This window comes from Caulobacter sp. 602-1 (assembly GCF_003931565.1).
Lineage (GTDB): Bacteria > Pseudomonadota > Alphaproteobacteria > Caulobacterales > Caulobacteraceae > Caulobacter.
Genome location: NZ_RRYI01000002.1, coordinates 376,014 through 399,727, shown reverse-complemented (window position 1 = coordinate 399,727; position 23,714 = coordinate 376,014). Strand labels below are relative to the sequence as shown.

Genomic DNA, 23,714 nt, shown 5'->3' with positions numbered 1-23,714 from the left:
GAAAGGCCGTGGGGGAAACTGATGAGGATCGATCCGGCCGCGAGCATGGCGGTGACCATCGACGACGTCGCCAGAGCGGCGGGCGTCTCGATCCGTACCGTGTCGCGCGTGCTCAACGACTCGCCCAAGGTCGGCGACGAGACCCGCCTGGCCGTCCAGGCGATCATCAAGGATCTCGGCTACAGCCCCAGTTCGCGGGCCCGCGCCCTGGCCTCGGGCCGTTCCTATCTGATCGCCGTGGTGCAGGACGATCCCAACGCCCACGTGATCGGCGTCCTGCAGCGCGGCATCGTCGAGGTCTGTTCCCAGCACGGCTATGAGCTGGTCGTTCACCCGGTCCGCTTCGACGATCCGGACGTGGCCCTGGACATCGAGCGGTTCGTCCATCGCTCGCGGGTCGACGGCCTGATCGTCCTGCCGCCGACGTCCGAGATCGCGGCCATTCCCGAGCGACTGTCGGCCCTCGGCGTGCCGGCGGTCGGCATCGCCTCGATCGCGGTGTCGCCCTATCCCAGCATGTTGATCAGCCAGGAACGCGCGGCCAGCGCCGAACTGGCCCGCCACCTTCTCGACCTGGGCCACCGGCGCATCGCGATGATCGAGGGCCCGCCGCACTTCCGCTCGGCGCAGGAGCGCAAGGCCGGCTTCCTGGCGGCCCTGACCGCCTCGGGCCTGCCGCTGGAGGTGGAGCTGCGTACCGGCGACTACGGCTTCGAGAGCGGCCTGGCCGCCGCCGAGTCGCTGCTGGCGCTGGAGCGGCCGCCGACCGCGATCTTCGCCTGCAACGACACCATGGCCGCCGCCGTCGTGAAGACGGCGCGCGAGGCCGGCGTCTCGATGCCCGACCAGCTGTCGGTCGCCGGCTTCGACGACGCGGACCTGGCCTCGATGATCTCGCCCAGCCTGACGACCATCCGCCGTCCGCTGCGCGACATGGCCAAGACCGCGACCGAGCAGCTCCTGACGATGATCCATGAACGGACGTCGACCATGCCGCCCGAGTCCGTCCATCTGAGCCTGATCGTTAGACGCTCGACCGCACCAGCCCCCACCGTTTGAAAGTCCGGCCGCCCCACGCCACTTCGCGACAGCCACGCCCTCTTCCCCTTCGGATCAAAAGGCCTGAGCCGCGCTGCGAGCCCCTTGCGCGCGTCGTCGGGCCGGGGCAAGTTACTTGCATAACAATACGAACGCGACCCGGAGGCGGCGACGGCCTCAGGGCTGAAAGACTCGTCGCGCCAGGAGGAAGCCGTGCGTCCAAGCCCCCCCGAGCGTGTCGCGGAATATCGTCGGCTGGGCTGGTGGCGCGGCCGCACCATCGACCAACTGTTCTCCGAAGCCGTTCGCGCCCGCCCCGACGCGGTCGCGCTAGTCGACGCCCCCAACCGCATGGCGCTCACGGACTCCGCGCCGCAGAGCCTGACCTTCCGGGAAGCCAACGCCCGCGTCGACACGCTGTGCCATGTGCTGGCCGACCTGGGCGTGGGTCGTGGCGACGTCGTCTCCACCCAGTTGCCCAACATCGTCGAGGGCGTGCTGTGCTTCCTGGCTTGCGCGCGGATGGGCGCGATCCTCAGCCCGCTGGCCATGACCTATCGGGCCCACGAGCTGCGCCAGATCCTGCCCAGCATCGCCCCCAAGGTCGTGATCACCCTCGACCACTTCCACGGCTTCGACCACGTGGCGATGATCGCCGGCCTGGGAGCGGAAGGCGCGACTTCGGCAGAGATCATCACCCTTTCGGAAGGCTCGACCAGCGACTCGCATAGCCTGATCGACCTTTCCGCCAAGGCTTCTCCGGAGCCTTTCGCCTCGCCTGCCGACCTCGATGCGGCCGAGGCTCTGACCGTCTGCTGGACCTCGGGCACCGAGGCCATGCCCAAGGGCGTGCCGCGCCACCACGACCACTGGGTGGTCAATGGCGAGGCGCTGGTCGAGGCCGCGGGCCTGCGGACGGGCGACGCCATCCTCAACCCCTTCCCGCTGATCAACATCGCCGCGATTGGGGGCATGGTGATGACCTGGCTGCTGTGCCAGGGCCGGCTGGTCCAGCATCACCCTTTCGACCTGCCGCTGTTCCTGCGACAGATGCAGGACGAGAAGATCGCCTACACCGTCGCGCCGCCGGCGGTGCTGACCATGCTGCTGCAGAACGAGGCGCTGCTGGCGAACCTGGACCTCTCCAACCTGCGCTGCATGGGCTCGGGCTCCGCGCCCCTGCCGCCATGGATGGTGCGCCGCTGGCAGGAACAGTACGGCGTGACGATCATGAACGTCTTCGGCTCGAACGAGGGCGCGTCCCTGTTCTCGACGGCGGCCGCCATTCCCGATCCCGAGCAGCGGGCCATGTACTTCCCCCGCTTTGGCGCGCCGGGCGTGGACTGGCCCTCCGCCTTCCCCGCCAAGATCCGCACCCGCCTGGTCGACCTGGCCACCGGCGAGGACATCGTCACGCCCGGCCGCGAGGGCGAACTGCGGATCTCCGGCGCCATGACCTTCGACGGCTATTGGAACGCGCCGGAGATCACCAAGGCCGCCTTCGACGACCAAGGCTTCTTCCGCACCGGCGACCTGTTCGAGATCGCGCCCGACACGGACGATCGCTTCTATCGGTTCGTCGAACGCAGCAAGGAGATCATCATCCGGGGCGGGTTGAACATCTCGCCGGCCGAGCTGGACGGCCTGATCGAGAGCCATCCCGCCGTCCGCGAGGCTTGCTGCGCGGCCTATCCGGACGAGCGCCTGGGCGAGCGCGTCTGCGCGGTCGTGGCCTTGCGGCCGAACCAGGCGCTGACCCTGGACGAGCTCACCGCGCACCTGAAGTCGCGAGAACTGGCCACCTTCAAGCTGCCGGAAAAGCTGCGCATCGTCGACGCCCTGCCCCGCAACGCGCTAGGCAAGGTGGTCCGCCGCGACCTCGCCGGCGTGGCGGCTACTTAAGCCCATTGGAGACTTGCATAACCGCACCTGTTCCGCGACCCTGATCAACGATTAGTCACGGTCAGGACGCGGAGCGATGAGCGCCCCGAAATTCATCAGGACTTGTTCGATCTGGCGCGCGCTGGAGGTGGTCGGGGACACGGCGGTGCTGCTGATCCTCGAGGCTAACTGGATCGGCGCGCGACGCTTCGACGATCTGCGCGACCGCACCGGCCTTCTGCAATCCAAGCTGAGCGACCGTCTCAAGAAGCTGGTGGCCGCAGAGGTGCTGGAAAAGAGCGCCTATTCGACCAGTCCGCCGCGCTACGAGTACCGGATGACCCGCAAGGGCCTGGACCTCTACTGGCCGGCCCTGATGATGCTGCGCTGGGAGCGGCGCTGGTCGAACAACCCCGCCAAGCTGCGGCTGAACCTGCGCCACCGGACCTGCGGCCACCTGTTCGAGCCGGTCCCGACCTGCCTGAAATGCGGCGACGAGATCAATCCGCGCGAGGTCGACTGGGCCGAAGGCCCGGGCGTTGGCTGGATGGTGCCGCTCTACAGCCGCCGTCGCCAGCAGCGCGGCGCGGCCGAGGAATCCTCCAGCCTGATGGTCGACGTCGCCCAGATCACCGGCGACCGCTGGGCCAGCCTGGTGCTGCGCTCGATCTTCACGGGGCTGCGGCGCTTCGACGAGATCCATCGCGACACCGCCATGGCGACCAACATCCTGTCCGAGCGCCTGGCCTGGCTGACCGCCCAGGGCGTGATCCGCGCCCACGAACGGGTCGGCAAACGCTTCGAATACCGCCTGACCGAGAAAGGCCTCGACTACTATCCCGTCCTGCTGATGCTGCTGCTCTGGGGCGACAAGTACTACGTCTCGCCCGAAGGTCCGCCGCTGATCCTGCGCCACAAGGTCGGCGGGCACCTGCTGGAGCCGGCGGTGACCTGCTCGTGCTGCGGCCAGCCGGTCGAGCCGCACGACGTCTCGTTCGAGATCATCGAGTCCGAACAGCGGGCGCCAGAAATCGCAAATCGAGAACCGGCCCAATAAGACGCGCCGACCGTGGATTTCATACTTTCATAACGAGACTTACCGGGTTAGGGTCTCCTCGATAGGGAGGAGACATGGCGTATCGCGTCATCCAGTGGGCCACGGGCGCCATGGGCAAGAGCTGCCTGCGGACAGTGATCGACCACCCGTCGACGGAGCTCGTGGGCCTCTATGTCTATGGCGAGGCCAAGGCGGGCCGGGATGCGGGCGACATCGCCCGGCGCGGCGCGACCGGCGTTCTGGCCACGCGCGACATCGATGAGATCCTGGCGCTGGACGCCGACGTGGTGATCCACGCCGCCCGCCTGGCCCCGCCCTACGGGTCGCACGACGCCGAGATTCTGGCCCTGCTGGCCAGCGGCAAGAACGTCATCAGCATCAACGGCTACAGCGATCCCAGCCACTGGGGCGACGCGCGGCTGGCCGCCCTGGAAGCGGCCTGCGCCAAGGGCGGCTCGACCCTGATGGGCGCGGGGCTGAACCCCGGCTTCGCGGCCGAACAGCTGGCGGCGGTCGCCAGCGGCGTCTGTTCGGAGCTCGACGCGATCGAGGTGATCGAGAGCGTCGATTGCCGCGCGGTGCGCAGTCCCGACTACGTCTTCGGCGTGCTGGGCTTTGGCCAAGATCCGGCGTCGGTCGATCCGAACGATCCCGACTGGGGTCCGGCCTCGTCGCTGAACGGCATGTACGCCGAGGCCCTGGCGGCCCTGGCCAAGCGGCTGAACCTGACGCTGGAGCGGGTCGACACCAACCACCGCGTGTTCGGCGCGTCTCAAGAGCTTTCGATCGCGGCGGGTACGATTGCGCAAGGAACGATCAGCCACGTCAACTGGCGCTGGATCGGCCGCGCGGAAGGCGGTCGCGATCTCATCATCTCGATCCATTGGTTCATGGAGACGGCGCATCTGGAGACCGAGGCCCCTCCCCTGTGGAGCCTGCGCCTGACCGGCCAGCCCAGCGTGCGCATGACCCTCGACCTGGATAAGCGCCCCGGCGACCAGACCCCGACCTCGGCCGAGCAGTGGGCCGTGGCCGGCAGCGTGATCAACGCCATCCCCCATGTCGTGGCGGCCCCACCGGGCGTCATGACCCGCCCTCTGGCCACCCCGTTCGACGGAGCCTTGGCGCGAAGAGCCTGAGACTGAACGAGACCCACGTCGGCGGAACGATCGACGGGAAACGAAGGAGGAAACGATGAGCCATCAGGACGGTCCGCACGCCGGTCGCGTCGTCATCGTCACCGGGGCCGGCAAGGGTCTCGGGCGCGCCTATGCACTGGATCTGGCGCGTCAGGGCGCGGCGGTCGTGGTCAACAATCGCTGGGCCGTGCGTAGCGAGCCTTCCAGCGCCCAGCAGGTGGTCGACGAGATCCAGGCCCTCGGCGGCCGGGCGGTCGCCGACTTTGGCGAGGCCGAGAACCCCGAGACCGGGCGAGCCCTGGTCGACAGGGCGCTGGACGCCTTCGGTCGCCTCGACGCCATCGTTTCGAACGCCGGCGTGCCCCAGACCTGCCGCCTGCACCGCCAAAGCCCCGAAGCCTTCCAGTCGATTTTCGACATCAACTTCCAGGGGGCGCTGAGCCTCGTTCAGGCCGCCTGGCCGGTGCTGTCGGCAACGGGTTCTGGCCGTATCGTGCTGAGCGCCTCGTCGGCGGGGCTCTATGGCGGCGACGGCATGGCGGCCTACGCCTCGTCGAAGGCGGCGCTGATCGGACTGGTCCGGGGCCTGGCGGTCGAGGGCCGTCCGCGCGGCCTGCGGATCAACGCCATCGCCCCCTACGCGGCCACCGCCATGACCACGCCGCACCTGAGCAGCGCCCTGGCGCGTCGCATGGATCCATCCGACGTGGCCCCGCTGGTGTCCTGGCTGGTCAGCGAGGCCTGCGACGTGTCGGGCCAGACCCTGGTCTCCGGCGGCGGACGCCTGCGCGCGGCCTATTCGGTGGAGGGGCCGCCTGTGGCGCTCGACGACGACATCGGCGCGGCGGTGACCCGCGCCCTCACGGCCGAGCCGCGAGAAACCTATGGCGACGCCCACGCGGCCTTCGCCGCCTTCATGGACGAGCGGCCGACGGCCTGAACCCACAACAATCGGCGGCCCGCGAGCCGCCCCGGCGAGGAGACGAACATGGTCTACATACTTGGCGGCTGGCAGGCGGATTTCGCCGATAACTGGGCCCGAAAGGGCATGGACCTGGCCGACGCTTTCAGCCAGGTCGTCGGCAAGGGCCTCGACAGCGTTGGCCTGGATCCGAAGGACATCGAGACCGGACACGTCGGCAACTTCGTCGGCGAGCTGTTCGCCCGCCAGGGCCTGCTGGGCGGCTTCTTCGGCCTGGTGCATCCCGACTTCGACGGCCTGCCGACCGCGCGCCACGAGGCCGCCTGCGCTTCGGGCAGCGTCGCCATCCTCGCGGCCACCGCCGAGATCGAGGCCGGCCGCTACGACCTGGCCTGCGTGGTCGGGCTGGAGCAGATGCGCAATGTCGGCGGCCAGACGGCGGCCGAGTATCTGGGCGCGGCCGCCTGGACCGGTCACGAGTTTGGCGACGCCACCTATGTCTGGCCCCGGGCCTTCTCGGATCTGGCCGAGGAATACGAGCGCCGCTACGGCCTGAAGTACGAGCACCTGATGCGGATCGCGGAGATCAACTTCGCCAACGCCAAGCGCAATCCCAACGCCCAGACCCGGCAGTGGGCCTTCAACGAAAAGAGCTTCACCGCCGACGACGAGGCCAATCCGGTGGTCGAGGGCCGCACGCGCAAGCAGGACTGCGGCCAGGTCACCGACGGCTCGGCCGTGATCTTCCTGGCCTCGGAAAAGCGCGCCGCCGCGTACGCGGCCAAGCGCGGGATCCCGCTGGAAAGCCTGCCCCGGATCAAGGGCTGGGGCCACCGCTCGGCGCCGATCTCCTACTCGGCCAAGGTCCGCGCCAGCGCCGACCAGGACTACGTCTTTCCCCAGGTGCGCCGCGCCATTGAGGACGCCCGCCGCCGTGCCGGCGTCTCCGACCTCGGCCAGGTCGACGTGGTCGAGACCCACGACTGCTTCACCACCACCGAATACATGGCCATCGACCATCTGGGCCTGACCGCGCCAGGCGAGGCCTGGAAGGCGATCGAGGCCGGCGACATCGAGATCGGCGGCCGCCTGCCGATCAACCCCTCCGGCGGCCTGATCGGCCTGGGCCACCCCGTCGGCGCCACGGGCGTGCGCATGGCGCTGGACGCCTTCAAGCAGGTCACGGGCCAGGCCGGCGACTACCAGGTCGAGGGCGCCAAGACCTGCCAGACGCTCAATATCGGCGGCTCGACGACCACGACCGTCAGCCTGGTCGTCGGAGTCTGACCATGGACCAAGCCGTGCTCGACAAGACGCTGGCGCCGTTCCGCCCCGCCGAGCTGATGCCGATCGACCTGGACGTGACGCATCGCGACGATGGCGCGATCCTGATCGCCTCGCGCATCCCGCTGGCGGCGTACAACGCCAACCTGCCCGGAGCCTTCGCCGAGCGCGCGGCGACCAGCGGCGACAAGCCCGCCTTGGCCTTCCGCGAGGGCGAGGCCTGGCGCTACGTCTCCTATGCCGGCCTCAAGCGCGACATGGACGCGGCGACGCAGTGGCTGTTGGGCGCGCCCGCCGGGCCGGTGCTGATCCTGGCCCCGAACAGCGCCGCCTTCGCGGTGATGACCTTCGCCGCCCAGGCCTCAGGACGCGCGGTGTGTCCGGTCAGCGTCACCTACGCCGCGCTGGGCGGGGACTTCGGCCGGCTGGCCCACGTCATCACCAAGGTTCGCCCGGCCGTGATCTTCGCCGAGGACACTCGCGCCAGCGCGGCGGCGCTGCAGCACCTGGACCTGGGCGAGGCGGTGATCGTCACCACCAACCCTGACCAGCTCTCCAAGCCCTCGATCGCCTATGCCGACCTTCTGGCCACGGCGCCGACGCCGGCGGTGGCGGCCAGCATTGCGGCGCTGAAGCCCGACGACCGCGCGGCGCTGATGCTGACCTCCGGCTCGACCGGCCTGCCCAAGGTGGTGCCGATCACCTTCCGGAACCTGGCCGCCAACAGCATCCAATGCATGCAAACCATCGGCAAGGCGGCCGGCTGGGACAATGTCATGCTGGACTGGCTGCCCTGGCACCACGCCGCCGGGGCCTTCGTCCTGCGCGCCACCCTGCTGGAAGGCGGGACGCTGCATGTCGACGAGGGCAAGCCCGTACCGGGCCTGTTCGACGCCTCGGTGCGGAATCTTCGCGACGTCTCGGTCCGCTACTTCAACAATGTGCCCCTGGGCTACGCCATGCTGGCCGACGCCCTGGAGCAGGACGCCGTGCTGCGGAAGACCTTCTTCAAGGACATGCGCCTGATGCTCTACGGCGGCGCGGGCCTGTCCCAGACGGTCTATGACCGCATCCAGGCCATGGCCGTGCGCGAGACCGGCCATCGGATCATGATGACCAGCGGCTACGGCATGACCGAGACCGTTTCGGCCTTCATGGTTATCCACTTCGAGACCGACAAGGTGGGCCTAGGCCTGCCAGCGCCGGGCTCGCTGGTGAAGCTGCAGCCCGTCGGCGACCGCTACGAGGTCCGGGTCAAGGGTCCCCAGGTCACGGCCGGTTATCTGGACGAACCGGAGAAGACGGCGGCGGCCTTCGACGAGGAAGGCTTCTACCGCACCGGGGATCTCGCCCTGTTCCACGACCCCGGCGATCCGGCCCAAGGCCTGGTGTTCGCCGGTCGCGCGGCCGAGGAGTTCAAGCTCTCAAGCGGGACCTGGGTCTATGGCGGCGCGCTTCGCGACGGCCTGCTGAAGGCGCTGTCGCCGCATGTCACCGATCTGGTCCTGTGCGACGACGGCCGGCCCTATCTGGGGGTAATGCTGTGGGCCAAGCCCGACGCGCCGCGCGCGCTTCTCGAGGAAGGCCTGGCGGTCTTCAACCGGAGCCAGTCCGGCGGCGCGGCCCGCGTGCGCCGGGCCCTGGTGCTGCGCGAGCCGCCCAGCCCCAACGCCCACGAGATCTCCGACAAGGGCACCATCAACCGCCGGGCGGTCATCGACCGTCGGGCCGCCGAGGTCGACCGCCTGTTCGCCGACGATCCCGACGCCGAGGTGATGGTCGTTTCCTGACAAAACCGGCGGCGCGGGCCAGATGTCGCGCCGCCAATCACTTTCATAAAAAGATGCGAATGGCGCGCCGCGGCGCGCCGAACGGGGGAAGGCGATGCCTGACTATATTCTCATTCCGCTGGTGAACGCCGGGGTGATCCTGGCCGTGTTCGTGGCCGCCTGGGCCATCTGCGTGGCGATGCGCGACGTTACACCCGTCGACAGCCTGTGGGGCCTGGGCATGGGCGTCGTGGCGGTCGCGACCTACCTGCAGACCGGCGGCGGCACGCAGCGGCGGATGGTGATGACCGGAATCTGCGTCGCCTGGGCCCTGCGCCTGGGCGGCTACATGCTGTGGCGCTGGCGCGACCACGGCCCCGACGGCCGCTATGTGCGGATGCTGGCCAAGGCCAAGGAGGAACGCGGCTGGGGCTTCGCCCATGCCGCCTTCCGCATGGTGTTCATGCTGCAGATGCCGCTGCTGTGGATGGTCTGTCTGCCCGTCCAGTTGGGCCAGATCGCCGACACCCCGACGCAACTGGGCGTCCTGGGCCTTGTCGGCGCGGGCCTCGCGATATTCGGCCTGCTGTTCGAGAGCCTGGCCGACTGGCAATTGGTGCGGTTCAAGAAGAGCCCCGACAACGCCGGCAAGGTGATGGACAGGGGCCTGTGGCGCTACACGCGTCACCCCAACTATTTCGGCGACGCCTGCGTCTGGTGGGGCCTGTTCCTGATCGCGGCCGAGACGCAGCTAGGCCTGGTCTCGATCATCGGCCCGATCTGGCTGGTCTTCACCCTGACCCGCTGGAGCGGCGTTCCGACCGTCGAGGGCCGCATGCGCCGCCGCAAGCCCGACTATGAGGACTATATGCGCCGCACCTCGGGCTTCTTCCCATGGCCGCCCAAGCCGGCCAAGGCGGACTGAGCATGGTGCTGCCCCCTCACCTCCTCGATCGCCTGAAGGTTCCGGCGATCGCCGCGCCGATGTTCCTGGTCTCAGGGACCGACATGGTGCTGGCCGCTTGCCGGGCCGGGATCATCGGCTCCTTCCCCGCCAACAACGCCCGGACTCTGGACGACCTCGACGCCTGGATGAGCCTGATCGGCCGCGCGCTGCCGGCCGAGGCGCCGCCGTGGGCGATCAACATCATGGTCCACCGCTCCTACGCCCGGAAGGACGAGGAGCTGGAACTGGTGCTCAAGCACAGGCCGCCGATCGTCATCACCGCCCTGGGCGCGCCCACCGGCGTGGTCGACGCGATCCACGGCTATGGCGGCCTGGTCTTCGCCGACGTCAATTCGCTGACCCACGCCGAGAAGGCGGCGGCGGCCGGCGTCGACGGCCTGATCCTGGTTGCCTCGGGCGCCGGCGGCCACACCGGCCCGATCTCCGGCTTCGCCTTCGCGCCGGCGGTGCGCGAAATGTTCGACGGGACCCTCGTTCTGGGCGGCGGGATCGGCAGCGGCCGCGCGATCCTGGCGGCCCAGGCGTTGGGGGCGGACCTGGCCTATCTGGGCACCCGCCTGATCGCCTGCGCCGAGAGCATGGCCCAGCCGGCGTACAAGCAGATGCTGATCGAGGCGCGGGCCGAGGACATCGTCGCCTCCGCGGCCCTGACCGGCATCCCGGCCAACTGGCTGCGCCAGAGCCTGCTGGCGGCCGGCTACGATCCCGCTTCACTGACCGGCCGCGCCGAGATCCAGCTGGGCCGCCCCGAGGACTCGGCCAAGCGCTGGCGCGACGTCTGGGCCGCCGGCCACGGCGTCGGCGAGGTCAAGGCGATCGAGCCACTGGCCGCAATCGTCGAGTCCCTGGCCGCCGACTATGAACGCGCCCGCGCGACAGTGGGCGCCGGCCGGCGAGCTTGATAGAGAGGGCGGCGCGATGGCTATCGACCTTCCGCCGCCCTCGCCAGATACGGGACCTCATGGCCGAAGACAGTCCGCCGGAAACGATCTCCCCGCGCCCGCTGAACCAGTTGGTGCAGGCCAATTCGGCCACGCGGGCCCTGAACGTGGTGGGGGATCGCTGGACGCTGATGATCCTCTACCTGGCCTTCCAGCGGGTCCGGCGGTTCGACGATTTCCAGGCGCGCATCGGCCTGGCGCGCAGCCTGTTGACCGATCGGCTCAAGCGCCTGCAGGCGGCCGGCGTCATGGTCCGCACGCCCTATGCCGAGCGCCCGAACTGGTTCGAGTACCGGCTGACCGAGATGGGCCGCGACCTCTATAGCGTGGCGCTGGCCATCATCGGCTGGGAGAAGCGCTGGTTCTACGACCCGGCCAATCCCGGCCACCGCCTAGTTCATAGCTGCGGGGCGGAGTTCACCCCGGTGTTGGCCTGCGGCCATTGCGGCGAGGCTCTGACGGTCCGCAACGTCATCGTCGAGCCGGGACCCGGCGCTGGCTACGAGCCCTCGGCCCCGCCGCGCGCCCAGCGTCGGTCGATCGTCCCGTCGGAGGGGCTGAACAAGGGCAATCCGATGCTGGACCGCGCCTTCCAGGTGCTGGGCGACCGCTGGACCAGCCATGTGATCGCCTCGGCCTTCGCCGGCCGGCGGCGGTTCGGTGATTTCCAGGAGGCGCTGGCCATCGCCCCCAACATCCTGACCGACCGCCTGGGACGGCTTGTCGAGCTGGGCATCCTGCAACGCGTTCTCTATCAGACCCGGCCCGAACGCTGGGAGTACCGCCTGACCGACGAGGGCAAGGATCTGCACCCGTTGATCATCGAGCTGAACCGCTGGGGCGACCGCTGGCTGGCGACCGAGGCCGGACCGCCGACGATCATGCGCCACCGGACCTGCGGCGCCGTGCTTGAGCCGCGCATGATCTGCGATCAATGCGGGGGACCGGCCGATCTGACGACCGTCAGGCCGCCCGCCTAGCGCGCCACCGGCCGGCCGATCATTTCCTTGACCTCGGCCGAGAGCGGCTCGCCGTTCTTCATCGCCAGGCTGAGGCGGCCATCGAAATATTCGCGCCACTCGCAAACCTTGTCGCCCCGGAACTCCAGGCTGCCGGCATAGGGGATGGCGATGTGCTCGCCGGTGTGGAACCAGAACTCGTCGACGCCTTCCATGAACAGACGATGGCCGTTCTCGGCGTGGTCGAAGATCCGCCAGTGGTTGGTCTTGATCTTGGACGCCATGGCCACCAGCACCTCGCGCATGGCCGCCTTGCCGCGGATCGCCGGGGCGAAGCCGCCCGAGTTGCGCCAGATGATGTCGTCGGTGACGTGGACCAGCACGCCCTCGACATCCTGACGGCGCCAGGCGGCGATGATGGCTTCCAGGACCGGGTAGAGACGGGCCATGCCAGCGCCCTCCGCTGAAGTGATGGGAAGAAGGGCAAAGGCCGCGCCCAGGCCCACGAGATCGCGTCGCGCCAAGCCGCTCATCCGACGGCCTCCCGACCAATCAGAGCATCCACCTGGGCGGTGAACGGCTCGCCGGCCTTCTGCTGGCCTATGACGGTCAGGTCGACATAGTCGCGCCAGCCGGTGATCAGGCCGTCGCGGAAGTCGAGGACGCCGGCATAGGGCGCGGCGACGCGCCGGCCGTCGGTCGTGCGATAGTCGTCGACTCCCTCCAGAAACAGGCGGTCGGCCGTCTCGGCGTGGTTGAAGATCCGCCACTGGATGTCGTGCATGTCGCTCTGGAACTTCACCAGCAGCTTGCGCGCCGCGGCCCTGCCCTTGATCGGCGGCAAGGCCGGCGCGGCATAGTGCCAGACGATGTCCTCGGACATGTAGCTCAGCACCTTGTCGACATCCTTGGCCTGCCAGGCGGCGATGACTTCGGTCAAACGGGAGAACAAAGCGCCCATCGGCCCCTCGAAAAGAAGGCGCCGGACAGCCCAGGGCCGCCGGCGCCAGGATACGGAGTTAGAACTTGGTGGAGAGCTCGACGCCGAAGGTGCGCGGCGTCCCGAACGACGACACCGCATCCCCCAGGATGTCGATGATGTTGGTGCGGTAGACCTTGTCGGTCAGGTTGCGCCCCCAGACCGAAACCGCCCACGGCTTGTCCGCCGGCGACAGGCTGATGCGACCGTCCAGCAGGCCGTAGGGCTTCTCGTACTGGACCGTGTCGGGCGCCCAGAACATCTTGCCCTGCTTCTTGTAGGCCAGCTTGAAGTGCAGCGCGTCCTCCAGCCCGAAGGCCGCGGTCGTGTATTCGGCGCTGGCCGAGAGCTGGTACTTTGGCGTCCGCTGCATGAAGTTGTCGTTGTACGAGATCTTGGTCACGGGATCGACGAAGTCAGTGTACTTGGCGTCGAGGATCGAGCCGCCCAAGGACACGCGCAGGCCCCGCATGGGCGCGATCTGGAACTCCGACTCGACGCCCTTGATCTTGGCGGCGCCGGCGTTGGAAATCACGTTGCACAGGCAGGTGCCGTCGGTGCGCTGCACCTGCAGGTCGGTGTAGTCCATCAAGAACACCGAGGTGTTCCACCGCGCGCGACGGTCCAGGAACTCCCACTTGTAGCCGGCCTCGTAGTTGGTGACCGACTCTGGCCGGTAGGGTTGTTGCGCGGCGAAGGCGTTGGGCGCGTCGTTCTGGAAGCCGCCGCCCTTGAAGCCCACCGACACCGTGGCATAGGCCATGAAGTCCCCGTTCGGCGTCCAGGTCAGAGTGGCTTGCGGCGTAACCTTCGACCACTTCTCGCCATAGGGTGTGAAGAAGCCGTTCGGGTCGGTCAGCGGCGTCAGCGGGGTCTTGTCGTTGGGGTTCAGCTTGTCGCCCAGGGCGATGGCCCTGCCCTCCTGCGTGCCGCTCTTCTTGTCGCGCGTATAGCGGACCCCGGCTTCCAGCTTCACCGTGTCGGTGAACTTGTAACCAAGCTGAGCGAAGACGGCGATGTCGCGGTTCAGGCCGTGGTCATCCCAGTAGCTCTCGCCCGAAAGCGCGCCCAGGACGGTGCTCTCGCCCCAGAAGCGATTGGTCTGACGCACCTTGTTGTGCAGGTAGAAGCCGCCGACGATCCAGTCGAAACGACTGTTGTCGTAGTGCGAGGTCAGGCGCACTTCCTGGGTGAACTGGGCGATGTCCTCGACGAAGTTCACCGGCTCGGCGAACAGCAGCGGAGTGATGACGCCATAGCCGTTGGTCGGACCGACGCCCGACTGATCATACAGTGTGAACGCCTGGCCGCCGCGATAGCCGGTCACCGACGTGAAGCCGACATCGGGGAAGATGTCCTTGTCGACCTTCAGGATGAAGCTGGCGGACTCGTGCTGCACCCGCTGGCGGGTCGGGGCGGCGTCGCCCTTGAACTGCGGCCACACCGGCAGGCTCTCGCGGATCGAGAGACCGCCGCGCAGGGCGGCGATGGCCAGGCGGGCCTTGTACCACGGCGCGAAGCATTGGGTCGGCGTGGTGCAGGTCGTCTCGCCCATGCCCACGCGGTTGGGGCCGTTGCTGGTGTCCCAGTTGTAGTCGGCGATGAAGCGCACGCGCAGGTCGCTGCCTTCGGGCTTGTAGAGCAGCTGGCCGCGGATCTGCTTGGAGTCCAGGTCCTCCAGGTCGACGTCGTGCAGGATGTCCTTGGCGTAGCCGGAGTGGTTGATCGTCTGGAACGACAGGCGGCCCGCCAGATTGCTGGTGATCGGGCCGGTCACGTGGCCGGTGGTCTGTTGCAGGTTGTAGTTGCCAAAGGTCACGGCGACCTGGCCGCTGTAGTCGAACCGAGGCTCGGCCGAGATGACGCTGATGGCGCCGCCGGCGACGTTCTTGCCCAGCACCACGCCCTGCGGACCGCGGATCAACTCGACCCGGTCGATGTCGTAGAAGGACGTGTTCAGGTTGCCCGAGCGGCTGACATAGACGTCGTCGACGAAGGTCGAGACCGACTGGTCGGCGGTCGGGGCCGACAGGCGCGTATTGACCACACCGCGGATGTTCAGCTCCAGCGCCTGGGGCGAGTTCTGGGTGAAGGACAGGCCGACCGTGGCGTGGCCAAGGTCCTCGGAGTTCATGATCTTGTCGCGCGCCAGGGTCTCGCCGCCGACGGCCGAGATCGAAAGCGGCGCCTGCTGCAGGTTCACTTCGCGCTTCTGCGCGGTGACGACCAGTTCCTCGAGCGTGTTCTGCGGCGCGGCCTGATCGGCCGAAGCCGCGAGCGCGGGCGCGCCCAGTCCGACGCCCGCGATCAGCGCGATGATGGAAGCGGATCTGTTGAGATGCATGTCATTCCTCCCCGGGGACCTGCGCCGATCGATCGGTCTTGGAGTCCCTTGTGTTGACGACCGGGCGAGCCCGGGTGGTTACGGCGTCGAGGGGAGCGCGCTGAGGAGGCGACGTCGTGCTCGCGAGGGCCCGGACCGCCCGGCATTCGCTTGCATAACGAAAATGCATCTACTGGATCACGGCATCGCGGCAGCCAGCGCGACGACACCCATGAAAGCCCCCGCGAAGCGCTCCCTCTCCCTTTTCAAGGCTCTTGAACGGCCTATGGCGCGAGAATTGCCCTTTTAGTCTCGTAACGCAAGTGTCTATTTTTGGGCGGCGGAACGGCCTTCCCCAGCCTGAACCTCAGGGTCGACAGGGCGAGAGCTCACCATTAAGTACGATTATGAAAGTTCAAAAGAACAGCATCGGATCCGGTCAAGCTTGGAGCCGATTTCAGGGAGAAGACCATGTTGACCTATGAACAGAAAATCGCGCGCGGCCTGGAGATGGCCGACGCCTGGAAGCGCATGGACTGGCGCGCGATCGCCGACATGTTCACGCCCGATGGCGTCCTGCACTCGATGATGGTCGAGCCCATCGTCGGGCGCGAAGCGATCTACGCCCGCGTCTCGGCGCTGGGCGACGGGCTCGAGCGGATCGAGCTGAAGATCCATCACATCGGGGTCGTGGATGGCCTGCTGTTCATGGAGCGCAGCGACGAGTTCACGATCCGGGGCAAGTTCGGCTCGGCGCCGGTGGTCGGGATTCTCGAGTTCGACGGCGACCTGATCAAGACGTGGCGCGAATACTACGACCGCGCCCACCTGCTGAAGGCCATGGGGGTCACCCAGGACTTCGACCACGCGGGCCGCGACTAGAGCATTTTGCGATCCAGCCAGGCCAACAAGAAGGGCGGGTCCCGCGAAGGACCCGCCCCAGTCTGGCGGCCGAGTAGGAAAGCCGCGGATCTCGTCTTAACGACCGAACGGGCGCAGGGCCGCCGACTTGGCCGAGTCCAGATACTCGTCCAGCCGCGTGATCAGCCCGTTCTCGACCTTGACGACCACGCAGGCGTCCATCGCCCAGCGCTCACCATTGGGCAGGGTCGCCTCCAGCACGTGCTGCTGCATGAAACCGTCGGGCAGGGCCTCGACGCGCAGGACGCGATAGTTGCGGTCAGGCAGGGTCTTCACGAACCAGGCCAGCACCTTGAGGTTCTGGTCGACGGTCTGCTCGATATTGTCGGTGTTGTGCCACAGCTTGGCGTCGGGTGCGTAGAAGGCCCGGACGGCTTCACCGTCCCCGTCCTGGATGGCGGCCACGAAGCGCTTGGCAAAATCCACATAGTCCATTTTTGGGGTGTCGGGCTTAGACATGAACGCTCCTCAGCGGCCAGTGGTGACGCGCTCGCCCGCGAGCGACCGACGCATTTGAAGTTCGAAGCCCTTCGGATCGCGGGCTAGGTTGGCGCGCACGTCGATGGCCATGAAGTCGGTGTCGACCTCGTCGGCCTTGCGCTTGATGGCCTTCAGGCCAGCCTCGGCGATGGTCGCCGGCGTCTCCTTGAAGCCCTCGACATGGCTGGCCATGCGCGTGTCGACCGAGCCGACGATCAGGGCGACGACATTGGTGTTCTGGGGCGCCAGCTCGGCGCGCAGGCAGGTGCTCATCGCCCGCGCCGCGAACTTGGACGGGCTGTAGCCGCCCATACCCGGCACGGCCACGATGCCGCCAGCCGACAGCACATTGACGATGGCGCTCTCCGGAGCCTTGGCCAGGATCGGCGCGAAGGCGCGGCTCATGCCCAGGGGGCCGAAATAGTTGACCTCCATCTCCAGGCGCGCCGTCTCCAGGTCGGGCGCCTTGAGCAGGGTCTGCATGCCGAACTGGCCGGCGTTGTTGACCACGATCGTCACGTCCTGGCATTGCGCGGCGGCGGCGGTGATCGTTTCCGGCTTGGTGACGTCCAGCGCGATGGCCACGACCTTGCCACCGGCCTCATCGACCAGATGCTGGGCGCTGGCGACGTCACGCGCGCCGACATAGACCTTGGCCGCCCCCGCGGCGACGAAGGCGCGGACGAAGGCCTCGCCGATGCCCCGGTTGCCGCCGGTCACCAGCGCGACGCTGTTCTTGATATCCATCTGGAACTCTCCGATTTCAGGCGGCGCTGACACCGTCGCGGATGAAGGCCCGATCGGCCCAGACGCTGTGGGTGCCGCTGGACAGTTTGTGCGGCAGAGCGATGCGGACGACCGGCCCGTCCTCGAAGCGCTTGCAGTCGATCAGCACGCACTCGGAGGTCTGCTTGTTCTCGTCGATGATGAAGCTGACGAGATAGCCGTCGTCCTCGTCCACGGCCCCGATACGCGGCACGAACGGCGACTCGCTGGCGTAGCGCCCCTCCGGCAGGTTCACGCTCCAGGATTCGCCGGTCTCCAGGTCGTGCTTGACGAAGCCGGTGAACAGGAACCAGCCGGGCTTCGCCGTCGTGGAATAGGCGTAACGGTACGGCTTGCCGGCGTAGCGCTGGTTGAACATGCCGAACTCGAGGATCCGCTCGTCCAGATGCTTCTCGGTCGTCTCGCCGGTCTTCAGGTTGAAGCGCCAACGGTGCAGCTTGGGCCGGAAGGACTGCTCGTCCAGAAAGGCCATCAGGTGGCCCATGCCCTCGGGCGCGTCGGCCAGCGGCGGCGGCGTCGGATCCTCCTGGAAGTAGCCGTCCATGACGATCTCGTCGCCCTCCTCGTAGGCGTTGAGGAAGTGCAGGATGTAGGTCGGCGCGGCCTCGAACCAGCGGATCTCGTCGGAGCGTCCGTAGCGCGGGATGATCCCGAACCGCGACGGCAGGTCCCGATGGAAGCGCGTGGCGTGGATGTTGCGCTTCAGCAGTTCAGGGTCCCAGAAGACCGGCAGGTCGTTGAGGATCGAGTAGTTGGTCGTGAACACCATGTCGTGCGGCAGGCGCGGCCCGGGCAGGTCGATCGGCACGTAGTGCGTCGTCTTGCCGTGCCGGTCGACCACGCCGTAGTGCATGTAGGGCGCGTGCTTGGAGTAGTTGAAGAACAGCAGTTCTCCGGTGGCCTCGTCGATCTTCGGATGGGCCGAGACGCCGTCCAGCGGCCCCCAGCTGGCGACCCCGCCCTGCTCCAGCGTCTCCGGATCCAGCCAGTAGGCCTCGCCGCACTGATAGAAGGTCGAGACGATCTTACCCCCATGCACGACCACGTCGGTGGACGAGGCGTCCTTCATGCCGCCATGGCAGCCGAAGCCCGGCCGCGTCGAGACGCCCGGACCGTCCATGAGCCCGCCCCATAGCGAGCCGCCCGCCTCCTGCTCGGCCTGGAAGCCTCGCGTGCGGACGAAGCGGTTGCGGTAGTCGGCGCGCCCCTCGCGGATGCTGATCATATGAACCATGCCGTCGCCGTCGAACGGGTGATAGCGGCCCAGCGGACGGTGGACGGGGTTCTCGGTGTTGCGAATGTAGACGCCGTCGATGTCCGTCGGAATCGCGCCCTCCAGCACGGTCAGGTCGGTCGCGTTGACCTCTTCGTGCTGCGGCGTCCACGGCCCGGACATGTAGGGGTGATTGCTTTGCCCAAGCGTCGTCAGAACGGGGGGCAGGCGCTCCAGCTTCATCGAGACTCTCCCTGCTTCAAAGACGACGTGACCGCGCCTCTTGTCACGACCCTAGCACCATGGTCTTGTTATGCAAGTGATGTCGTAGCGTCATCCGGCGCATAAAAAATCACGGGAGGAAATCATGAAGATCGCAAGCCTGGTCGCGTCGCTGACGCTCGCCCTGGCCCTCGCCTCGCCGGCCTTCGCGCAGGACACCGACGCCAGCCGCCTGGCGGTGGCGCGCGACATGATCGCGGCCTGGAAGCATGCCGACTGGGGCAAGGTCGCCGACCTGTTCGCCGAGGACGGCACGCTGACGTCGATGATGGTCGCGCCGGTCAAGGGCCGCACGGCGATCTATGAGCGCATCGCCGCCCTGGGCAAGGGCGCGCCCGACGGCGTCACCCTGGACATCGCCCACATGGGGATCATCGACAATCTGGTGTTCATGGAGCGCGTCGACCGGTTCGTCTACAACGGTCACCCCGGCGCGGTTCCGGTGGTCGGCGTACTCGACATCAAGGACGGCAAGATCGTCGAGTGGCGCGAGTACTACGACCGCGCAAGCCTGGAAAAGGCGCTGAAGGGCGAACCGTGAGATTCGGGCCGGCGCGGGGCGTTCCCGCGCCGCCTACCCTGCCCGCTCGAGAACCATAGCCGCGCCGACCCCGACGCCGCCCGTCGCCACCACGAGGCCTGTCTCGACATCGAACTGAGCCATGTCGTCCAGCAGGGTCGTGGTCAGGATCGCTCCGGTGGCCCCCATCGGATGACCCATCGCCAGGTGCCCGCCATTGGGATTGAGGCGCTCCGGATCGAAACCGAAGTCGCGCGCGAACAGCACCGGCACGGCGGCGAAGGCTTCCATATATTCGACGACCCCGACTTCACCCAGGGCCATGCCCGCTCGACCGAGCGCCTTGCCCATCGCCACCGGGCCGGCCGTCAGCTGCAGGACATGATGGTCGGTCGCCTCGCCTAGCGCGCGGATCCTGGCGACCGGCGTCAGCCCCAGCCGCCGCCCCGCCGCGCGCGAGCCCAGCAGCACCAGCGCCGCGCCGTCCGAGATCGGCGGGCAATGAGCGATGGTGTGCAGGTGCTCGACCCTGCCGAGCTCGGGGAAGCTCTCCAGCAGGATGTCGTCATAGCCTTGCGCGCCGGTGGCGGCGAACACCGGCCCGAAGCGCTCCAGCGACTTGCCGTCGCCGTAGTCGCGGATGTTCTCGTCGCGATCCAGGGCCACCGTCTGGTCCTCATTCAGGATCGGCACGACCCGATTGTCATAGCGGCCCTCCCGCCAGGCCGCCGCGGCGCGCTGGTGGGACTTGAGGACGGCGGCGTCCAGTTCGGCCCGCGTCAAGCCCTCGCGCGTCGCCAACAGATCCGCCGCCAGCCCGACCGGCGCCCAGCCCATGCGCCTGGCCAGCGCCATGTCGGCATAGAAGTCGGCCTGGTCGGCCAGGAACGGCGTCTGTGACATCGACTCCGCGCCCCCCGCCAGGGCCAGATCGACCTCGCCGGCGGCGATCCGCCGCGCCGCGTCCGCGATCGCCGACAGACCCGAAACGCAGAAGTTGTTGATCGTCAGGCACGACATCGCATCGGGCAGCCCCGTCTGGATCCGTGACGCCAGCGCTAGGTGACCGCCCTGAACGCCGAACTGGGTGACGCAGCCCAGGGTGAAATGTTCGGCGGCATGGACCGCCTCGCGACCGTTCCTGGCCTCCAGGGCCCGCACGAGTTGCGCGACGAGCCCGGCCGGCTTGACCCCGGCCAACGAACCGTCCGGACGCCCCTTGCCCCGCGGCGTGCGCACCGCGTCAAAGATGTAGACGTCCATCCGGTCCCTCCCCAAAGTCAGTATTCGTTTAAAAGTCTTTTTAACGAAGTGACCTAGATCAGACCAGAAAGCAATCCCATCGTCGACGGATCGCGAGACGCCGGATGGACGCTTTGGGGTTGTGCGGAGGTTGCAGCCAGCGACCGGCGCCGCTTCCCGAGACGGGGCCGCGGCGCCATGCCGATGGGGCGATCAGGTCTGTTCCGCGAGCGCCTTCAGCACGGCGGCCGAGGTGATCGGGATGTGCCGCAGGCGCACACCGACCGCGCGGAAGATGGCGTTGGCGATCGCCGGGGCGACCACCGTCGTCGCCGGCTCGCCCAGGCCGACCGGCACCTCGACGCTGTCGACGAACTGGATGTCCAGCTCCGGCGTGTCGGAGATCCGAAGCGGCGTGTAGGTGTCTAGGTTCAGGTCCTTGACCTGGCCGTTCACGAACTCGGTCCCCTCGTGCAGGGCCATGCTCAGGCCCCACAGCGCCGCGCCTTCGGTCTGGGCCCGAGCGCCGTCGGGATCGACGATGGTGCCGGCGTCGGTCACCAGGGTCAGCTTCTGGACCGTGACCACGCCGCTGGCGCGGTCCACGTGGACACGGGCGACGCAGGCAACCCAGGTCGGCATGTCGCGTTCCTGGCCAAAGCTGGTCGCCAAGCCCAGGCCGGTGTCCTTCGGCAGCGGTCGCCCCCAGCCGGCGGCTTCCGCCGCGCGACGCACCACCTCGGCCTGGCGCTTGGCCCCGCCCTTGGTGCTGGCGTCGCTGCCCGCATTGGCGCCCGCGCCCGTCAGCAGCTTCAGTCGCAGGGCCACCGGATCGGTCTTCAGGTGATGGGCCGCCTCGTCGATGAAGCTTTCGCCGGCCCAGTTGGTCCAGCCCGGCCCCACCGACCGCAGCCAACCAGGTCGGAAGGTCTCGTTGGCCAGGTCGTTGTTGATGGCCCGCACCTTGTGGGCGCCGACCTCGTACCAGTGATCCGCGCCCGAGATGGCGAAGGGATCATAGGCCACGCCGTTCTTGCCCTTGGGCATCAGGGCCGGGGCGTTGGCCAGGGTCGGCCAGCCGGCGGCGGCGTGGTGTTCCTGGGCGAGAATATTTCCGGCCCCGTCGAAGGCCATCCGCACGGTCTGGACCGAGGGCGAGCGCACCGAGTCGAAGCGCACGTCGTCCTCGCGGGTCAGCACCAGCTTGACCGGCTTGCCCAGAGCCTTGGCCGCCAAGGCGGCCGGCACCGCGTAGTCGCCGTTCAGCCGCCGGCCGAAGCCGCCGCCCAGCATGTAGGTGCGCATGACGATCTGTGTCTCGGGACGCCCCAGGGCCTTGGCCAGGGTCGGCAGGATCAGGCTCTGCCACTGGTTGCCGGTGTGAATCTCCATCATCCCGTCCTTCTCGAAGGCCAGGGCGTTCAGCGGCTCGAGCTGGAAGTGCAGCACGGTGGCGGCGGTGTAGGTCTGTTCCAGCACCGACTTGGCGGCCTTGAAGGCCGGGGCGGTGTCGGCGGTCTTGTTCTCCAGCAGCGCGCCGCCATCCGGCTTGGCGATCAGGCTGGCGGCGTGGTCCTGCAGATCCTTTTCAGACACCTTGGCGCCCGGTCCAGCAGCCCATTTCACCTTGACCAGTTCCGACGCGCGCAGGGCGGCCGGATAGCTTTCGGCGATCACCAGCACCCAGCCGGGGACGGTGTCCGACGGATCCTCGATCGTCAGGCAGCGCAGGTAGCCCTTGATCTTCTTGGCTTCGCTGTCGTTGACCGAAAGCACCTTGGCCCCGTGGCGGGTCGGCGGCAGCTTGGGCCGCGCGAACACCATGCCCGGGACCTTGGCGTCGATGCCATAGATCGCCGCACCGTTGATCTTGGCGGCGATGTCCAGGGCCTTGCCCGGCTTGCCGATCAGCTTTCGCTCGGCCGCCGGCTTGATCGGCAGCTTGGCCAACTCCTCGGGTGTGAACGTCCGCGCGACGCCGCCGCGCTTGACGATATCGCCGTACGAGATCGACCTGCCGCCGACATGGACCACGCCGCCACGCGCCGTTCCGCCGACCGGCGAAACGTTCAGCAGCTTGGCCCCGGCCTCGACCAGGGCGATGCGCCCCGCCGCCCCGGCCTGGCTGAAGATAGGGAAGGTCTGCCACACCGACCAGCTGCCGCCGGTGACCATCAGGCCCCACTTGGGATCGCTGTCGACATGGACGATCCGCACCTTGTCCCAGGCGACGTCCAGCTCGTCGGCCAGGATCCGGGCCAGGGCGGTGCCGACATGCTGGCCCATCTCGGCGCGGATGATGTTGACGGTGACGATCCCCTCGCCGTCGATGGCGAACCACAGCGTCGGCTCGAACCGGGGCCCGGTCGAGGCTATCGGAACCCCGCCAGGCGCGGCCGGATCCATCGCCGCCTCGACCAGGGCGGAGAAGCCGAACGCCAGGCCCGCGCCCGTCGAGGCGATCAGGAAGTTGCGGCGCGACAGGAAGCCGCCGGACTCGCCTTTCGGCGGCAGGCGGCTCACGACTTAGCTCCCGTCGCGCTGGGCGCGTTTCCGCCCATCGCCTCGGCGGCCTGCTTGATGGCCGCGCGGATGCGGACATAGGTCATGCATCGGCACAGGTTGCCGCTCATGGTCGCGTCGATGTCCTGGTCGGTGGGCGCGGGGAAGTCCTTCAGCATGGCGGCGGCCTGCATGATCTGACCCGACTGGCAGTAGCCGCATTGCGGGGTCTGCAAGTCCAGCCAGGCCTTCTGCACGGGGTGCTGGCCGGCCGGATCGAGCCCCTCGATGGTGGTGACTTCCGCGCCCTCGACCGCGCTGATCGGGGTGATGCACGAGCGGGTCGCCCGGCCGCCGACATGGACGGTGCAGGCCCCGCACATGCCGACGCCGCACCCGAACTTGGTGCCGGTCAGGCCGATGTCGTCGCGGATCACCCACAGCAGGGGCGTATCCTCGTCGGCGTCGATGGAGACGGCCCGGCCGTTGATCGTGAACTGGGTCATGGC

The 23,714-nt window shown here is 68.1% G+C and carries 21 protein-coding genes; 12 read left to right on the top strand and 9 right to left on the bottom strand.

Translation table 11 applies throughout. From position 1 onward, the window contains the following. Window positions 1–21: 21 nt before the first annotated feature. The 10 genes from EIK80_RS06575 to EIK80_RS06530 all read left to right on the top strand — a co-directional run bounded on the left by EIK80_RS06575 (window position 22) and on the right by EIK80_RS06530 (window position 11,978). On the top strand, window positions 22–1,059 hold the full coding sequence (locus tag EIK80_RS06575) for a LacI family DNA-binding transcriptional regulator (RefSeq protein ID WP_125156176.1): 1,038 nt from the start codon (window positions 22–24) through the stop codon (window positions 1,057–1,059). A 192-nt stretch (window positions 1,060–1,251) separates the two neighbouring features. Next, on the top strand, window positions 1,252–2,940 hold the full coding sequence (locus EIK80_RS06570; RefSeq protein ID WP_125156175.1) for a class I adenylate-forming enzyme family protein: 1,689 nt from the start codon (window positions 1,252–1,254) through the stop codon (window positions 2,938–2,940). A gap of 76 nt (window positions 2,941–3,016) precedes the next feature. Then, window positions 3,017–3,976: a helix-turn-helix domain-containing protein gene (locus EIK80_RS06565; RefSeq protein ID WP_125156174.1), complete on the top strand. Its 960-nt coding sequence runs from the start codon at window positions 3,017–3,019 to the stop codon at window positions 3,974–3,976. A gap of 74 nt (window positions 3,977–4,050) precedes the next feature. Further along, a complete protein-coding gene (locus EIK80_RS06560; RefSeq protein ID WP_125156173.1) occupies window positions 4,051–5,115 on the top strand; it encodes a hypothetical protein in 1,065 nt (354 codons plus the stop codon). Window positions 5,116–5,170: 55 nt separating this feature from the next. Next, on the top strand, window positions 5,171–6,055 hold the full coding sequence (locus EIK80_RS06555; protein WP_125156172.1) for an SDR family NAD(P)-dependent oxidoreductase: 885 nt from the start codon (window positions 5,171–5,173) through the stop codon (window positions 6,053–6,055). Window positions 6,056–6,103: 48 nt separating this feature from the next. Beyond that, on the top strand, window positions 6,104–7,324 hold the full coding sequence (locus EIK80_RS06550; protein WP_125156171.1) for an acetyl-CoA acetyltransferase: 1,221 nt from the start codon (window positions 6,104–6,106) through the stop codon (window positions 7,322–7,324). A gap of 2 nt (window positions 7,325–7,326) precedes the next feature. After that, a complete protein-coding gene (locus EIK80_RS06545; RefSeq protein ID WP_125156170.1) occupies window positions 7,327–9,111 on the top strand; it encodes an AMP-binding protein in 1,785 nt (594 codons plus the stop codon). Window positions 9,112–9,205: 94 nt separating this feature from the next. After that, complete coding sequence (locus tag EIK80_RS06540; RefSeq protein WP_125156169.1) at window positions 9,206–10,015, top strand: DUF1295 domain-containing protein; 810 nt, start codon at window positions 9,206–9,208, stop codon at window positions 10,013–10,015. Next, window positions 9,985–10,959 (top strand): nitronate monooxygenase family protein, encoded by a 975-nt coding sequence (locus tag EIK80_RS06535; protein ID WP_233586460.1) that lies wholly within the window; start codon window positions 9,985–9,987, stop codon window positions 10,957–10,959. Before EIK80_RS06540 ends, EIK80_RS06535 begins: the two co-directional genes overlap by 31 nt. Window positions 10,960–11,018: 59 nt before the next feature. Further along, window positions 11,019–11,978, top strand: coding sequence for a helix-turn-helix domain-containing protein (locus tag EIK80_RS06530; RefSeq protein ID WP_125156168.1), 960 nt, complete (start codon window positions 11,019–11,021; stop codon window positions 11,976–11,978). On the opposite strand, the gene EIK80_RS06525 is transcribed toward EIK80_RS06530, so the two are convergent. The 3 genes from EIK80_RS06525 to EIK80_RS06515 form a co-directional block, all read right to left on the bottom strand. Continuing rightward, the gene (locus tag EIK80_RS06525; RefSeq protein WP_125156167.1) at window positions 11,975–12,406 is read right to left on the bottom strand and encodes a limonene-1,2-epoxide hydrolase family protein; all 432 of its coding nucleotides are present in this window, start codon (window positions 12,404–12,406) and stop codon (window positions 11,975–11,977) included. The two genes, EIK80_RS06530 and EIK80_RS06525, sit on opposite strands and share 4 nt — an antisense overlap. Before the next feature lie 80 nt (window positions 12,407–12,486). Continuing rightward, window positions 12,487–12,918 carry a nuclear transport factor 2 family protein gene (locus EIK80_RS06520; protein WP_125156166.1) on the bottom strand — a complete coding sequence of 144 codons (432 nt, stop codon included), beginning with the start codon at window positions 12,916–12,918 and terminating at the stop codon, window positions 12,487–12,489. A gap of 58 nt (window positions 12,919–12,976) precedes the next feature. Then, complete coding sequence (locus EIK80_RS06515) at window positions 12,977–15,280, bottom strand: TonB-dependent receptor (protein WP_125156165.1); 2,304 nt, start codon at window positions 15,278–15,280, stop codon at window positions 12,977–12,979. A 450-nt stretch (window positions 15,281–15,730) separates the two neighbouring features. Between EIK80_RS06515 and EIK80_RS06510 the strand changes: the two genes are divergently transcribed. Then, on the top strand, window positions 15,731–16,141 hold the full coding sequence (locus tag EIK80_RS06510) for a limonene-1,2-epoxide hydrolase family protein (RefSeq protein WP_125156164.1): 411 nt from the start codon (window positions 15,731–15,733) through the stop codon (window positions 16,139–16,141). A 96-nt stretch (window positions 16,142–16,237) separates the two neighbouring features. Here EIK80_RS06510 and EIK80_RS06505 read toward each other — a convergent pair whose 3' ends face one another. From EIK80_RS06505 to EIK80_RS06495, 3 genes are read right to left on the bottom strand one after another with little or no spacing between them, the layout of a single operon-like run. After that, window positions 16,238–16,639, bottom strand: a complete 402-nt coding sequence (locus EIK80_RS06505) for a nuclear transport factor 2 family protein (protein WP_125156163.1) — start codon at window positions 16,637–16,639, stop codon at window positions 16,238–16,240. A gap of 9 nt (window positions 16,640–16,648) precedes the next feature. After that, a complete protein-coding gene (locus EIK80_RS06500; RefSeq protein ID WP_125156162.1) occupies window positions 16,649–17,407 on the bottom strand; it encodes an SDR family oxidoreductase in 759 nt (252 codons plus the stop codon). 16 nt (window positions 17,408–17,423) lie between these two features. Further along, window positions 17,424–18,902 (bottom strand): carotenoid oxygenase family protein, encoded by a 1,479-nt coding sequence (locus tag EIK80_RS06495; protein WP_125156161.1) that lies wholly within the window; start codon window positions 18,900–18,902, stop codon window positions 17,424–17,426. Between the two features lie 124 nt (window positions 18,903–19,026). On the opposite strand from EIK80_RS06495, the gene EIK80_RS06490 reads away from it, so the two are divergent. After that, complete coding sequence (locus EIK80_RS06490; protein WP_125156160.1) at window positions 19,027–19,482, top strand: SgcJ/EcaC family oxidoreductase; 456 nt, start codon at window positions 19,027–19,029, stop codon at window positions 19,480–19,482. 33 nt (window positions 19,483–19,515) lie between these two features. On the opposite strand, the gene EIK80_RS06485 is transcribed toward EIK80_RS06490, so the two are convergent. The 3 genes from EIK80_RS06485 to EIK80_RS06475 all read right to left on the bottom strand — a co-directional run bounded on the left by EIK80_RS06485 (window position 19,516) and on the right by EIK80_RS06475 (window position 23,711). Continuing rightward, window positions 19,516–20,724, bottom strand: a complete 1,209-nt coding sequence (locus tag EIK80_RS06485; protein WP_125156159.1) for an acetyl-CoA C-acyltransferase — start codon at window positions 20,722–20,724, stop codon at window positions 19,516–19,518. Between the two features lie 192 nt (window positions 20,725–20,916). Then, window positions 20,917–23,226: a xanthine dehydrogenase family protein molybdopterin-binding subunit gene (locus EIK80_RS06480; RefSeq protein WP_125156158.1), complete on the bottom strand. Its 2,310-nt coding sequence runs from the start codon at window positions 23,224–23,226 to the stop codon at window positions 20,917–20,919. Beyond that, window positions 23,223–23,711 carry a (2Fe-2S)-binding protein gene (locus EIK80_RS06475; RefSeq protein ID WP_125156157.1) on the bottom strand — a complete coding sequence of 163 codons (489 nt, stop codon included), beginning with the start codon at window positions 23,709–23,711 and terminating at the stop codon, window positions 23,223–23,225. Before EIK80_RS06475 ends, EIK80_RS06480 begins: the two co-directional genes overlap by 4 nt. Window positions 23,712–23,714 lie beyond the last annotated feature (3 nt).

Coding starts and splice junctions, on each gene's coding strand:
- EIK80_RS06575 (WP_125156176.1), top strand. CDS start 22: ATGAGGATCGATCCGGCCGCGAGCATGGCGGTGACCATCGACGACGTC.
- EIK80_RS06565 (WP_125156174.1), top strand. CDS start 3,017: ATGAGCGCCCCGAAATTCATCAGGACTTGTTCGATCTGGCGCGCGCTG.
- EIK80_RS06560 (WP_125156173.1), top strand. CDS start 4,051: ATGGCGTATCGCGTCATCCAGTGGGCCACGGGCGCCATGGGCAAGAGC.
- EIK80_RS06555 (WP_125156172.1), top strand. CDS start 5,171: ATGAGCCATCAGGACGGTCCGCACGCCGGTCGCGTCGTCATCGTCACC.
- EIK80_RS06550 (WP_125156171.1), top strand. CDS start 6,104: ATGGTCTACATACTTGGCGGCTGGCAGGCGGATTTCGCCGATAACTGG.
- EIK80_RS06545 (WP_125156170.1), top strand. CDS start 7,327: ATGGACCAAGCCGTGCTCGACAAGACGCTGGCGCCGTTCCGCCCCGCC.
- EIK80_RS06540 (WP_125156169.1), top strand. CDS start 9,206: ATGCCTGACTATATTCTCATTCCGCTGGTGAACGCCGGGGTGATCCTG.
- EIK80_RS06535 (WP_233586460.1), top strand. CDS start 9,985: ATGGCCGCCCAAGCCGGCCAAGGCGGACTGAGCATGGTGCTGCCCCCT.
- EIK80_RS06530 (WP_125156168.1), top strand. CDS start 11,019: ATGGCCGAAGACAGTCCGCCGGAAACGATCTCCCCGCGCCCGCTGAAC.
- EIK80_RS06525 (WP_125156167.1), bottom strand. CDS start 12,406: ATGGCCCGTCTCTACCCGGTCCTGGAAGCCATCATCGCCGCCTGGCGC.
- EIK80_RS06520 (WP_125156166.1), bottom strand. CDS start 12,918: ATGGGCGCTTTGTTCTCCCGTTTGACCGAAGTCATCGCCGCCTGGCAG.
- EIK80_RS06515 (WP_125156165.1), bottom strand. CDS start 15,280: ATGCATCTCAACAGATCCGCTTCCATCATCGCGCTGATCGCGGGCGTC.
- EIK80_RS06510 (WP_125156164.1), top strand. CDS start 15,731: ATGTTGACCTATGAACAGAAAATCGCGCGCGGCCTGGAGATGGCCGAC.
- EIK80_RS06505 (WP_125156163.1), bottom strand. CDS start 16,639: ATGTCTAAGCCCGACACCCCAAAAATGGACTATGTGGATTTTGCCAAG.
- EIK80_RS06500 (WP_125156162.1), bottom strand. CDS start 17,407: ATGGATATCAAGAACAGCGTCGCGCTGGTGACCGGCGGCAACCGGGGC.
- EIK80_RS06495 (WP_125156161.1), bottom strand. CDS start 18,902: ATGAAGCTGGAGCGCCTGCCCCCCGTTCTGACGACGCTTGGGCAAAGC.
- EIK80_RS06490 (WP_125156160.1), top strand. CDS start 19,027: ATGAAGATCGCAAGCCTGGTCGCGTCGCTGACGCTCGCCCTGGCCCTC.
- EIK80_RS06485 (WP_125156159.1), bottom strand. CDS start 20,724: ATGGACGTCTACATCTTTGACGCGGTGCGCACGCCGCGGGGCAAGGGG.
- EIK80_RS06475 (WP_125156157.1), bottom strand. CDS start 23,711: ATGACCCAGTTCACGATCAACGGCCGGGCCGTCTCCATCGACGCCGAC.